Raw genomic sequence first — 13,185 nt, forward strand, 5'->3', positions numbered from 1 at the left:
AAAGACTTCGATTGTCGGCTGTTTTACCAGAGTTGGACTGCCGGCGTCCCGCAGTCGTCACAGACGATAGCCTCGTTACTCTTGTAGTCCCTGACCACCAGGTCGCCGTCGCAGTACGTACAATCGTCGTCGTCGAACGAGTCGAGCAGATACATCGATTGGGACATAGTTGACGACTTGACTCCATGGATAAGAACATTTCTGCGGATAGATATGTCACGGTTCATCACTCTCGGCGCTGTCGTTACGTCGCTCCGGTCCAGTTACGTCGCTCAATCCAAACCGAGGGTATCGAGGAGTGAGTCGATGTCGAGGTTGTCGCCGACGAGTGCCGCGGCCCGTTCGTACGGGTCCGTCTCCGACCGTGACTCAGTCGGACGCTCACGACCAACTGACTCGTACACTGCGTCGAGGAACACGTTCCGCGGCGATTCGTTCGCAAAGAGGTCGTGTATGTACGTTCCCGCAACGCGGCCTGTCGCTGCTCCGTCACCGGAGATGGGGATAGCATCACCGACGATTCGGCTCTCTCCCATGTGGATCTCGTAGCCGTCGACCCGACCGCCCGCTCCCGAAAGCGGCCCTGCACCCTCGAAGTCGATACTCACCGGTTCGACGCGCTTGTCTCGGGAGAATTCCGTGACGGTCGGTAAGTGGCCCAACCCTTCGGCGGTGTCCACGTCGTCCGTGCTCTCGATGTCGGCATTCTCGATTCGCTCGCCGAGGAGTTGGTAGCCGCCACAGATACCGACGATTGGCCCGTCAAACGCGACGAGTTCGTCGTCGAAGCCCGCGTCTCGGAGCGCAAACAGGTCGTCGACGGTGTTTTTGCTTCCCGGAAGCACCACGCCGTCGATATCGTCGAGTGACGAATCGAGCGGGAGGTACGCGACCCGCACGCCGGGTGTCTCGGCGAGCGGGCCGAAGTCCGTCGCGTTCGAGATGTGTGGTAGACGCGGGACGCCGATGGTGACCGCCTCCGTGTCGTCAACGCTGTCGTCGTCGCCGACGGTCGCGCGTTCGTCCTCGGCGGGGAGCGAGAGACTGTCTTCTTCGGGAAGGCCGGGGTCGTCGTACGGGAGCACGCCGAGGACGGGTACTCCGGTCATCGACTCGAACTGTTCGAATCCCGATTCGAGGATACTCGGGTCGCCGCGGAACTTCGTGATGGCCGCGCCGACGACTCGGTCTCGCAGGTCGTCCGGAATCAGTTCGAGCGTCCCGACCAGACTGGCGAAGACGCCGCCGCGTTCGATATCGGCTACGAGGAGGATATGTGCATCTGCAAACCGAGCTGTTTCGACGTTCGCCAAATCGCGGTCGTGGAGGTTTATTTCGGCGATTGAACCGGCACCCTCGGCAACGACTACGTCAGCCGATTCGGCCAATCGACGGTGGGACTCGACCGCCGCATCTCGCGCATCCTGCCAGTGGGTCGCGTAGTAGTCGCTTGCGGTGTTCAAGCCGACCGCTTGGCCGTGGACGACGAGTTGTGAGGTGCCGTCGCCGTGGGGCTTGAGGAGAACGGGATTGTGGTCGGTGGTCGGCGTGACACCGGCTGCTCGGGCCTGAACGTACTGCGAGACGCCGATTTCGCCGAAACCGTCGCCGTCCGCGGCCGCGACCGCCCGGGCGTTGTTGCTCATGTTCTGGGCCTTGAACGGCGCGACGTCGAACCCGCGAGTCGAGAACAGGCGGCAGAGACCGGCCGCGACGGTACTTTTTCCCACGTGGCTCGCGGTTCCGGCGACGAGAAGGGTCGGCGACGGGGTTGGGTTCGGCGTCGGCGTCGTCATCTACCGAGACACAGGAACGCCCGGTTCAAAGGTGTTCATTTCGACGGCGAACTCAGCGCCGAGAGCACCACAGGAAAATATCCCGTCATACTGAGGTCGTTCACTCACGTGGTTGAAATGTTGCCGCAAGTGGTGCGCTTAGTTTTCTCGACAGCCCGGTCTATCATGAATGAAGAAACAGTTACTCGTGACGGACTTCCTCGACCGTGCTCGAACCTACTACGGCGACTACGAGGCCATCGTCGGAACCGACGGCGAGCGGTTCACCTACGGCGAGTTCGGCGACCGAGTCGACCGGTTCTCTGCGGCCCTGCAGTCTCGCAGCATCGAGAAGGGAGACCGAGTCGCCGTGTTGGACCCAAATACGCACTACCACCTCGAAGTTGCGTTCGGCGCGATGCAGTGCGGTGCGATTCACGTTCCCCTCAACTACCGCCTCACGCCCGAAGATTACGAATACCTCCTCACAGACTCCGGTTCCGAGGTCGTCTACGCGGACTACGAGTACGCCGGTAAAATCGAGGCTATCCGCGACGACGTGCCCGCCGAAGTCTTCGTGACGAACGACCCCGCGGCAGTCGACGGCGACTGGGTTGCCTTCGAAGAGTTCCTCGACGAGGCCGATGCTGACGACTACGAACGCCCCGAGATGTCCGAAGACGAGGTTATCACCATCAACTACACCTCGGGAACGACTGGCGACCCGAAGGGTGTCTGCCGGACCCATCGAACCGAATCACTGCACGCCCAACTCGTCACGATTCACCACCACCTCACCGACGACGACGTGTACCTCTGGACGCTGCCGATGTTCCACGTCAACGGGTGGGGACACATCTACGCCGTCACCGGCCGCGGCGCGAAACACGTCTGCACGCGCGGTGTCGACGCCGAACACGTCTTCGACGCCATCGCTACCGAGGACGTGTCGTTCTTCTGTTGTGCGCCGACGGTGCTGTCGATTCTGCGCGAATACGCCGAGGAGAACGACCCGTCGGTGACCGGCGACAACCCCGTTCGCGTGACGGCCGCCGGAAGCGCCGCACCGAGCGCGACGATTCGGTACACCGAAGACGAGTTCGGGTGGGAGTTCACGCAACTGTACGGCGCAACCGAGACGGGACCGCTCATCGCCACCTCGGACGCCCGTCGGCTGATTCCGGACGAGGGCGGTCTCCGCTTCTCGCTGAAACAGCGACAGGGTGTCGCCCCGCTCGGCACGGAACTTCGCGTCGTCGACGAAGACGGCGAGGAGGTCCCCCGCGACGACACGAGCATCGGCGAAGTCGTCGTTCGCGGAAATCAGGTGATGGAAGAATACTGGAACAAGCCCGACGAGACGCACGAGGCGTTCAACGACCGACTCGAAGGCTGGTACCACACGGGCGACCTCGCCGTCGTCAACGAAGACGGCATGATATCCATTCAGGACCGCAAGAAGGACATCATCATCTCCGGTGGAGAGAACATCTCGTCGGTCGAACTGGAGGACACGCTGTTCGACCACGACGCCGTCGGCGACGTGGCGGTCATCCCCGCACCGTCCGAGAAATGGGGCGAGACGCCGAAGGCGTTCATCGTCCCCGAGAACGGCGATATCGACAATCCCGGTGTCACCGCCGAGGAACTGACCGAGTACACGAAAGAGCGACTCGCGGGCTACAAAGTCATCCGCGAGTTCGAATTCGTCGAGAACATCCCGAAAACGGCGACGGGGAAGATTCAGAAGTACGAACTTCGGAAGCGCGAGTGGGACGACGAAGACCAGATGGTCGGGAAGGGGTAGCTCTCAACGGCTGTCTGCGTGCGCGGCATTGGATATTCCATCCTCCTTTACTCTGTACCAATTTCGCAGAGGTGATTCCAGCCTCATTTACTCTGCACCAATTTCGCGGAGGTGAGTGCTCGGCTCCCCACGGACCACCCCAATCCCGGCCGCTGATCCGCTCAATTTCGATGATTCTCGATTCCCTGGATTCGGAAATCAGACTTCGTTTATATTCGATTTCCCTCCGTTGGTTCACTTGTTAGGTGAAAGACAATGGCCGCAACTGGACAAATCGAGATGTTAGGGAACCGCATGGACTTCGACTACTCGCAGGGCGTGACGGGGTACGTACTCGTACTCACCCGCCTCATCACGGGCTACTGGTTCCTCAACGCAGGGGTCAGCAAGCTCATGGGCCCGGAAGCCTTCGATGCTTCGGGCTGGATGATTCACGGAACCGAGGGTGCGCCAATTCACGGCTTCCTCGTCTGGGCCGCTAACACGCCGTGGCTGCTGGAGTTCACCAATGTCATGATTCCGGCCGGTGAGTTCCTCATCGGTCTCGGACTCCTCGTCGGTGCACTCGTCCGGCTCGCCGCCTTCTTCGGCGGCGTCCTGATGGTGTTCTTCTACCTCGGGAACGCCGACTGGGGACACGGCTACGTCAACGGAGACCTCTTCGGCCTCATGCTGTTCGTCATCGTCGGGACCCTCGCCGCGGGCCGGATTCTCGGCCTCGACGCCATCATCGAAACGCTGGCGTTCGTCCGCCAGCGCCCCGTCCTCAAGTACCTCCTCGGCTGAGAGGGGCGAACGCGGGCGACCGAATGCGGCCTTTTCGAGGGGGAATTCGTATCTGCTTTTTGACACTGGCCTACTCCCTCATATCGAGCAACATCGACCGACAACTGCTCGACTTGTCGCTGTTGGTGTTGCGGCTGATTCGGTCCCGACCGTTGTGTGCTCCTGTGTTGTGTGTATATGTGTGGATGTTCATATAGTGAACAATATTAATGCCGCAATCCGAAGAGTAGTAGCGGATACATGTCTGGACCAAATTCATCGCTGACACGCTGGTTCACCTCAAGAACTCCGCTAGGCTGCGCTGTATCGCTACTCCTCGACCTGTCGACGACGGCCTATTATCGTCATTGACTGTACTTCCGTCTATGTGACTCTTATCAATCTTGTAAAATCAGGGCAATATATTAACCGCTTCCGAGCGAACGAGTAGGCATGGAACCGATAGTCATCGTCGGCGGTGACGCCGCGGGTATGAGCGCCGCGAGCAAGTTCAAACGAGAGCGACCCGACCGCGAGGTCATCGTTTTCGAGAAGGGCGAGTTCGTCTCGTACGCCGCGTGCGGAATGCCGTACTACGTGAAAGGCACTGTCGAGGAGTTCGACGACCTGCTGCAGGTCCCGCCGGAGGAGTTCACCGAGGAGCGCGACATCGACCTGCGACTGCACCACGAGGTCGTCGGTATCGACCCGGACGCCCACGAAGTCACCGTGTCGGCCCCGGGCGGTGAATTCACCCAGCCGTACGACCAACTGCTCATAGCAACCGGCGCACGGGCTATCGAGCCTCCATTCGAGGGAATGGACCTCGACGGCGTCTACACGCTTCACAGTCTCGACAGCGCGAAGGAGGTTCACGACGCAATGGAGACACAGTCCCCGGAATCGGTCGCCATCGTCGGCGGGGGGTACGTCGGCATCGAGATGGCCGAGGCGTTCGACGCGCACGACGTGGACGTTCACCTGTTCGAGATGCTCCCGCACGTGCTCGCCCCGTTCGGCGAGACGGTCGCGGAGAAGACCGAAGCACATCTCCGAGAGGAGGGCGTCGAACTCCACCTCGACACAGCCGTCGACGGATTCAGTGGCGACGACGGACACGTGACGGGCGTTATCGTCGGCGACGAGACGTACTCTGCTGACCTCGTACTCGTCGGTGTCGGCGTGACGCCTAACGCTGAACTCGCGGCGGAAGCCGGTATCGAACTCGGAGAGAGCGGTGCCATCGCAACCGACGAACACGGCCGCACGAGCGCCGAAGGCGTATTCGCCGCGGGCGACTGCGCTGAAGCACGGAACGTCGTCACCGGCGAACCCGACTACGTCCCGCTTGCCCTCACCGCCAACCGCGCCGGTCGAGCCATCGGACAGACGATGGCTGGCGACCCGACGCCGGTCGGCGATATCGCCGGGACGGCCGCGGTGAAAGCCTTCGAACTCGAAGCCGCGCGCACGGGTATCATCGACGAAGAATCGGCCCGTGAGGCTGGATTCGACCCCGTAAGCGTGACCATCGACGCGTCCACGCGGGCACACTACTGCCCCGGTGCCGAGCAGATTACCATCACGATGCTCGGCGACAAGGAGTCTGGGCGCGTCCTCGGCGCGGCGATGGTCGGACGCGAAGGCGTCGCCAAGCGCGTCGACACCGTCGCCGCGGCCTTGCACACCGAGACGACAGTCGACGAATTAGCCTACTTCGACCTGTCGTACGCGCCGCCGTTCAGTCCGCCGTGGGACCCGGTTCTCACGACGGCGAAAGTCCTCGGCGGGAAGCTCGACTGAACTCGGCCAGGTGTTATTGCCAGCCGTCGCGTCGGACCGTCTGAAGAACGGACCGAATTTGAATGGGTCTTGTTGTCTACTATTGCCCTACCTTGTCTGTTAGAGCAATATTTTATACATTTGAGACGAATCGTCTGTGTATATGACGCACGGAGATTTCGACGGATACGGCGGGCGATACGTCCCCGAAGCACTCGAATCGGCACTTAAACAGCTCGCGACGGCTTACGACGACATCTCGGCGTCGGACGACTTCCAGGCCGAGTTCCGTGGCTTGCTCGAAACGTACGCGGGACGCGCAACACCGTTGTACCATGCACGGAACCTGAGCGAGCGATACGGTGCGGACATCTACCTCAAACGCGAGGACCTGCTCCACGGCGGCGCGCACAAAATCAACAACGCACTCGGACAGGCGCTCTTGGCGAAGAAAGCCGGTAAGGACCGACTCATCGCCGAAACAGGTGCCGGACAACACGGCACGGCAACTGCGATGGTGGGTGCGCTGTTCAACCTCGACACGGAGATTTACATGGGGAAAAAGGACGTCGAGCGCCAGCAGATGAACGTCTTCCGTATGCGCCTGATGGGGGCCGAAGTGAACGAGGTAACTCGCGGCGGGTCCGGACTCGCCGACGCCGTCGACGCCGCGTTAGAGGACTTCGCGAAGAATATCGACGAGACGCACTACCTCGTCGGAAGCGTCGTCGGCCCGGACCCCTTCCCGCGGATGGTTCGGGACTTCCAGAGCGTCATCGGTGAGGAGGCGCGCGAGCAGTTCCTCGACCGGACGGGCGAACTCCCCGACGCCGCCGTTGCGTGTGTCGGCGGCGGGTCGAACGCCATCGGCCTCTTCCACGCCTTCCGCGACGATAACGTGTCGTTCTACGGGGCTGAAGGAGGCGGTAAGGGGCCCGACTCGAAGCAACACGCTGCACCCCTTGCGAAGGGGAAAGACGACGTTATCCACGGGATGAAAACCCGCGTCATCGACGACGACGTGGAAGTTCACTCGGTCTCCGCCGGGTTGGATTACCCCGGTGTCGGCCCGGAACACGCGATGTTCCGCGCGCTCGGCCGTGCTGAGTACACCGGCGTCACCGACGACGAGGCGCTCGCGGCGTTCCGCGAACTCAGCGAGACCGAAGGCATCATTCCGGCGCTCGAATCCAGTCACGCCGTCGCGCGAGCGATTCAACTCGCGGAAACAAGCGAACACGACACCATCCTCGTCAACCTCTCCGGACGCGGTGACAAGGACATGGAGACCGCGGCGGAGCGATTCAGCCTCTAACGACCCGAGGGTTCATTTTCGTATTCGTTTTTGTACACGTCTGGTCGAGCATGCTGGAGCGTCTGCATGTCGCGGCGGATGTCGTCGAGGTAGTCCAAGTCGATAGTCGAAGTGGCGATTTCCTCTCGGTCTTTCGCCTTCGCCACGACGTTCCCCCACGGGTCGACGATGACCGTGCGCCCGTATGTCGGCTCCGAAGCCGGTTTGGTTCCAATCTGTGCGGGTGCGACGACGTACGCCTGATTCTCGATGGCCCGCGCCCGCAGGAGCGCCTTCCAGTGGTCTTTCCCCGTGTACATGGTGAACGCCGATGGGACGAGGAGGACGTTTGCCCCTCGTTGAGCCATCGTCTGGTACTGCTGTGGGAATCTGAGGTCGTAGCAAATCGAGAGGCCGAGCGTCGCAAGCTCGGTATCCACGGTAACGACGTCGTTTCCGGGAGCCACGTAGTCGGATTCTCGCTGTTCGACGCTTCCTTCCAGTTCGATGTCGAAGAGGTGGACCTTGCGGTAGTAGTCGAGTGCGTCGCCGTCGGGTCCGATAACGGCAGACGTGTTGTACACGCGCTCTGAGCCGGGAATCTGCTCGAAGAAGCTCCCTGTGTGGACGTAGATACCGTGTTTGTCGGCTCGCTCGGCGAACTGCTTGACTGTCGGTCCGTCCGCGGGTTCCGCAACCTCGGGATACCGGCCTCTGTCGCCCATATACGTCACCATCTCGGGGAAGGCGACGAGGTCAGCGCCCGCGCGGGCGGCCTCGTCCACGAACGAGAGCGCCCGGTCGAGGTTATCCTGTTTGTCGTCCTTCGAATCCATCTGGCACGCCGCGACGACGAACTGAGACATCGTATGCGAGTGTTCGTGCTCGTCCGTTATGGTATTCAGGTTCTGTTGGGTTCCGCAGTGAGTGGAGCAAGTAGAGCGAGTGGAGTGAATGGCGTGCAACCGTTTCAGGACAGTCTTTGCTCGACGAAGGCCACGGTCTGATTCACCGTCCGCTCGAACCACGGCGCTTCGGTGAAAAAGAAGTGGCCACCCGGTGGCGTGTGCAGTTCGACATCGACCCCACATCTGTTGCGGCGGGAGTCGGAGTTCTTCGAGATTCTGCACCAACTGCGCAGGCACTATTCTGCTAGTTGTCTTCAGTCACTTTGAGAATACATTTCACATGCTTGAGTGCATAAATATGATAATAAACGCACCTACTGTACAAATTGTAAAAATTGCACAAATTATATAATTTGTGAATGTATCGTACTGTTGGGATGTTTACACTGTTCAGCCAGTCTCTACACCCAACTCGTAACAACTGGGTTGCTATCTCTCCTTACACCCCACACCTATTATTCCGCACCCCATAGCCCGTAGCGATGCACAAACACGCCTCCCTCTCGAACCTCGAACTGCACGATGTCGAACACGCGGACGCGAAGGTCCGCGCTGTCGGCTACGAACTCCGCCCCGAGAAGATGCGCCCGACGGTCTGGGTATTCGAGGCGGGTGGTTCCGGACCAATGCACCGCCAGACCGAACAAGAGGAACTGTATCACGTTCTCTCCGGCCGATTCGAGATGGTCTTTGCCGACGACGATGGAACGGTGACCGAGACGCTCGAACTCGCATCCGGAGATATCGTCGTCGTCTCCCCCAACGAAGTGCGGCAACTCCGGTGTCTCGATGCCGGTGAGGTGTTCGTCGTCGGCGCACCGAACGTGAAAGACGACGGTGTGGTCGTGGACTAACCACGCACTGCGTGGCTCCATTCTTCTTCCCTCTGTGTTATAAGTTATCTCACAACATATGTTCGTCTATGGTAATCCCCGGCTACGACCCAGAAGACCTCAACGACCGACTCGAAGAGTTGCTTTCCGAGCGCGACAGAGAGACGTACCTCACGCCTGAAGAACAAGCACAGTACGAAGCGGGGGAAAATCTGGTCGACTTGCTGTCGACCGACGACATCCGCGACCTCCTCGATGAGGAACGAGCGGATACCTAAGCAGCGACCTGCGTGTTCAGAGCGGATTCAGCCCGTGTTCTTTTCGTAGCACGTCGATGTAGTCGCGGAAGCCCGGTTCGGTCACGACCTGTCGAGTTGGACCGTCTCTTCGACGTAGAGCGTCGGGCCCTGTTCCATGTCGATGAACTCGGCGGCGTCGGCGTTCACCTCTTTGCCGATGTCGGAGTCGAACGCCGCCTTCAACGCGCCCATATCCTCGAAGTAGAGTTCGACGATACCGTCGTACTCGGACCGCTCGGGGTTTGCTGGAAGGCTCGTTACGTATTTCTGTAAGCCGGGGAGTTCTTTCGCGATGTCGGCGTGCGAACCCATCCAGCGCTCGACGAACTCCTCGTGACTGTACTCGTCCGCTCGGACGACTAGATTCACCAGTTTAATCATGCACGTCAGCTATCCTCCCGGATACTACTTTGCTCTATCGCCCACCGCTAATCGGATAGTACCGCTGACCCGCTCCGTTCGAAGTACCTGAACGCGCGTTCGAATTTTTCGAACAAAGTTTATAACGAATGAACACGGATGCCACACAATGGCAGACGACGAACAGCGCCGACCGGTGAAGACGGCAGCGACATCTTTTGGCATCCTCGAACGGCTCAAGGAACGAGGACCGCTCGGACCGACTGCTCTCGCGTCGGAACTCGGGCTTGCGAAAAGCACGGTTCATCGGCACCTGAAGACACTGGAACGAGAGGGACTCGTCGTTCTGGACGACGACGGCTATCGAGTCGGGCTTCGACTCCTCGATTTCGGCATTTACGCGCGTAACCAGCACCAATTCTACGAGGTGGCGAAGCCGAAACTGGAAGAACTCGCCGAGCAGACGGGCGAGAAGGTGTGGTGCGTGACAGAAGAACAGGGACGCGCATACCACCTCTACGGTGCGGCCGGTAAGCACTCGGTTCGGACCCCGGCGAGAGAGGGAACACGGTCGTACCTCCACCAACTCGCCGCCGGAAAGGCGATTCTGTCTGCATTCCCCGACGAGCGAGTCCACGAAATCATCGACCAACACGGTCTTCCGGAGAAGACGCCGCATACGATAACCGACCCGGGCGTACTCTTCGAGGAGTTGGAAACCATTCGCGAACGCGGATTCGCGCTCAACCGCGAGGAAATCGTCCCGAAACTCCACGCCGTCGGTGTCGCCGTCACCGACCAAGATGGCTACCCAGTCGGCGCAATCAGTATCTCCGGCCCGTCGAACCGACTCAAAGGTGACCGTTTGACTGACGACCTCGCCGACCTCCTTCTCGGGGCCGCAAACGAGGTCGAAATAAACCTCAACTTCTCCTGAGCGTCGTTTTCGATTCGTCATCCGTCTCGAAGAGATAGAACAGTTGTTCGAATCGTTCGAACGCACTGTTCTGTCACTGAACCCCCGATACATGCGTAGAATGCTTGCTTTTGGGTGGATAGACTCTCTATTCGATTATCTGCCACTAGATTGTCTCGTTCGAATAGCTCGAATAGAACTAGACCAAACAATAGTTATCTTTGTGGTGTCTATATAGGTATTCTGGCAAACAATTACATTAGTATGGGTGTAATGCACCTCGCTGCTTGAGTGCTTCTGCGGCGCTCCTGTGTTGACCCAGACGGTGTTGCTCCAGACATCACTTTTCGAACCATCAACTCGACGCAGTCACTCGGCTGTCTCGACTCTTTGAACACCTGTTCTTTTCTTTCGAACGACGGTTCTCACTCTTCGGACATGTGTTCTGAACTTACGTACTCTCGTTCGAATATGCGGAACGAATGGCGGGCTCAGTACGTTTTCAGCACTCCTGAATCTGGGTGTATGTGTCCGTGTATAGCATACTCATCCGTCTTACCGGATTCAGAAACTACATTCGGGAGGGACAACGTGTAATTCGGTCGTTTACAGTACCAAGTAGATAGCCAATAGCGTTCGAATTATTCGAACACTATCGTTCGTGCCACTCGGGTTCCCGGTCCTCGAAGAACGCGTCGATGCCTTCGTCCTTGTCTGGTGACCCGAATAGTTGGGCGAACAACTCGGCCTCGTATTCGATTCCCTGTTCGAGGTCCATCCGCGAGGCGGCTTTGACCGCCTTCTTGGCGAACTCCAGCGCGACGGGACTCTTTGCCGCCATCATCTCGGCGAGTTCGTACACTCGGTCGTCGAACGTCTCGTCGTCGTGAACCTCCTCGACGAGTCCGATATCCGCCGCTTCTGCGGCCGGGATGAGTTCCCCCGTTAGGATGAGCCGCATCGCGTGCCCTTCGCCGACGAGGCGGGCGAGGCGTTGTGTGCCGCCGCCGCCGGGCATGATGCCGAGATTAATCTCTGGCTGGCCGATTTTCGCTCGCTCGTGTGCGATTCGAACGTCGCAAGCCTGAATTAGCTCACAGCCGCCGCCGAGTGCGTGCCCGTTAATGCGAGCGATAACCGGCTGTCGGAGGTCGTCGACGTACTCGTACACCCGCGGGCGCTTGCTCGCCTCGCGCTGTTCGAGCATGTCGCGCTCGCGGAGTTCCGTTACGTCCGCACCGGCGACGAACGCCTTTGCCTCGTCCGCCCCCGTGAGGACGACGACGCGGGCGCTGCTCTCCTCGATGGCGTCGAGGACGCGCTTGAGTTCGGCCCGAAGCGTCGCGTTTAGCGCGTTTCGGGCGTCGGGTCGGTTCATCGTCACCGTGACGACGCCCTCAATACGGTCATCGACGGCCACATCGACCGTCTCGCACTCGGCAGCGATTGACTCCACGCTCGCCGGTTCACCGTCTTCGCCTATCGACTCGTCGTGGTCGCTCATCGGCCCATCACGTCCTCGCTGACGCCGACGATTTCGCCGTCTTCCCAGACGTAGAAGCCTTCGCCGGTCTTCTTGCCTAACTTGCCAGCGCGGACCTTCCGCTTGAGAATCTGCGGCGGGCGGAATCGCTCACCTAACTCTTCGCGCAGGTATTCGAGAATCCCAAGACGAACGTCGAGACCGACCACGTCGCCGAGTTCGATTGGACCCATCGGGTGGTTGTAGCCGAGTTCCATCGCGTCGTCGATGTCGTGCGATGAGGCGACGCCTTCCTGAACCATTCGCATGGCTTCGACGCCGAGTGCGACGCCGAGACGCGACGAGGCAAACCCGGGCGAATCGCCGACTTGGACGGCCGTCTTGTCGATTCCCTCCACGAAGTCGTTTGCGAACGTCAGCGTCTCTTCGTCGGTCTGTTCGGCGACGACGACTTCCACGAGGCCCATGATGTGGACTGGATTGAAGAAGTGGAGTCCGACGCCGCGCTCCGGCCGGTCGAGGGCGCTCATAATCTCCGTCACCGAGAGCGACGACGTGTTCGACGCGATAATCGTCTCCTCGTCGGCGAGTGATTCGACCTCGCTGACGGTGTCGCGCTTCAGGTCCATGTCTTCGGGTACTGCTTCGACGACGAGGTCGGCGTCGGCGACAGCCTCGTCCAGCGAGGTCGTCCCCGAGATTCGGTCGAGCGTGGCCGACATCTCCTTGGGCGTCACCTTGTCGCGGTCGACGCCGCCCTGAAGGTTCTCCTCGATTGCGTCCAGCCCGTTCTGGACGTACTCCATTTCGATATCTCGCATCGTCACCTCGTGGCCGGCCATCGCGGACACCTGTGCGATTCCGTGTCCCATGGTTCCGGCACCGAGTACACTCACTTGCATCACCGAAAAGGGGTTCGTGAACCATCATAATCATTTGCCTTCATTCAACGAAGGTTCAAGT

At 59.9% G+C, this 13,185-nt stretch carries 13 protein-coding genes; 7 read left to right on the forward strand and 6 right to left on the reverse strand.

The window, feature by feature from the left end; genetic code table 11:
- Positions 1-23: 23 nt before the first annotated feature.
- Both HFX_RS20200 and HFX_RS18340 read right to left on the reverse strand, forming a co-directional pair.
- Positions 24-167, reverse strand: coding sequence for an HVO_A0556 family zinc finger protein (locus HFX_RS20200; protein ID WP_169330964.1), 144 nt, complete (start codon positions 165-167; stop codon positions 24-26).
- A gap of 105 nt (positions 168-272) precedes the next feature.
- Complete coding sequence (locus HFX_RS18340) at positions 273-1,796, reverse strand: cobyric acid synthase (protein ID WP_004060786.1); 1,524 nt, start codon at positions 1,794-1,796, stop codon at positions 273-275.
- Between the two features lie 169 nt (positions 1,797-1,965).
- Between HFX_RS18340 and HFX_RS18345 the strand changes: the two genes are divergently transcribed.
- The 4 genes from HFX_RS18345 to trpB all read left to right on the forward strand — a co-directional run bounded on the left by HFX_RS18345 (position 1,966) and on the right by trpB (position 7,444).
- The gene (locus tag HFX_RS18345; RefSeq protein WP_004060785.1) at positions 1,966-3,582 is read left to right on the forward strand and encodes a long-chain-fatty-acid--CoA ligase; all 1,617 of its coding nucleotides are present in this window, start codon (positions 1,966-1,968) and stop codon (positions 3,580-3,582) included.
- Between the two features lie 255 nt (positions 3,583-3,837).
- Positions 3,838-4,368 carry a DoxX family membrane protein gene (locus HFX_RS18350; RefSeq protein ID WP_014732825.1) on the forward strand — a complete coding sequence of 177 codons (531 nt, stop codon included), beginning with the start codon at positions 3,838-3,840 and terminating at the stop codon, positions 4,366-4,368.
- A gap of 432 nt (positions 4,369-4,800) precedes the next feature.
- A complete protein-coding gene (locus tag HFX_RS18355; protein ID WP_004060783.1) occupies positions 4,801-6,150 on the forward strand; it encodes an FAD-dependent oxidoreductase in 1,350 nt (449 codons plus the stop codon).
- 142 nt (positions 6,151-6,292) lie between these two features.
- Positions 6,293-7,444: a tryptophan synthase subunit beta gene (gene trpB, locus HFX_RS18360; RefSeq protein WP_004060782.1), complete on the forward strand. Its 1,152-nt coding sequence runs from the start codon at positions 6,293-6,295 to the stop codon at positions 7,442-7,444.
- On the opposite strand, the gene HFX_RS18365 is transcribed toward trpB, so the two are convergent.
- Positions 7,441-8,289 carry a carbon-nitrogen hydrolase family protein gene (locus HFX_RS18365; protein WP_004060781.1) on the reverse strand — a complete coding sequence of 283 codons (849 nt, stop codon included), beginning with the start codon at positions 8,287-8,289 and terminating at the stop codon, positions 7,441-7,443. The genes trpB and HFX_RS18365 overlap by 4 nt on opposite strands.
- A gap of 524 nt (positions 8,290-8,813) precedes the next feature.
- Here HFX_RS18365 and HFX_RS18370 point away from each other — a divergent pair.
- Together HFX_RS18370 and HFX_RS18375 are read left to right on the forward strand one after the other, a co-directional pair.
- Positions 8,814-9,185 carry a cupin domain-containing protein gene (locus HFX_RS18370; RefSeq protein ID WP_004060780.1) on the forward strand — a complete coding sequence of 124 codons (372 nt, stop codon included), beginning with the start codon at positions 8,814-8,816 and terminating at the stop codon, positions 9,183-9,185.
- 68 nt (positions 9,186-9,253) lie between these two features.
- Positions 9,254-9,442, forward strand: coding sequence for a hypothetical protein (locus tag HFX_RS18375; protein ID WP_004060779.1), 189 nt, complete (start codon positions 9,254-9,256; stop codon positions 9,440-9,442).
- 81 nt (positions 9,443-9,523) lie between these two features.
- Here the strand turns inward: HFX_RS18375 and HFX_RS18380 are convergent, their stop codons facing one another.
- A complete protein-coding gene (locus HFX_RS18380) occupies positions 9,524-9,844 on the reverse strand; it encodes an EthD family reductase (protein ID WP_004060778.1) in 321 nt (106 codons plus the stop codon).
- 148 nt (positions 9,845-9,992) lie between these two features.
- Here HFX_RS18380 and HFX_RS18385 point away from each other — a divergent pair, with 148 nt between their 5' ends.
- Positions 9,993-10,760, forward strand: coding sequence for an IclR family transcriptional regulator (locus HFX_RS18385; protein WP_004060777.1), 768 nt, complete (start codon positions 9,993-9,995; stop codon positions 10,758-10,760).
- Between the two features lie 631 nt (positions 10,761-11,391).
- On the opposite strand, the gene HFX_RS18390 is transcribed toward HFX_RS18385, so the two are convergent.
- Positions 11,392-12,243, reverse strand: a complete 852-nt coding sequence (locus tag HFX_RS18390) for an enoyl-CoA hydratase/isomerase family protein (protein ID WP_004060776.1) — start codon at positions 12,241-12,243, stop codon at positions 11,392-11,394.
- Complete coding sequence (locus HFX_RS18395; protein ID WP_004060775.1) at positions 12,240-13,124, reverse strand: 3-hydroxyacyl-CoA dehydrogenase family protein; 885 nt, start codon at positions 13,122-13,124, stop codon at positions 12,240-12,242. Before HFX_RS18395 ends, HFX_RS18390 begins: the two co-directional genes overlap by 4 nt.
- Between the last annotated feature and the right edge of the window lie 61 nt (positions 13,125-13,185).

The sequence above is a fragment of the Haloferax mediterranei ATCC 33500 genome (assembly GCF_000306765.2).
Lineage (GTDB): Archaea > Halobacteriota > Halobacteria > Halobacteriales > Haloferacaceae > Haloferax > Haloferax mediterranei.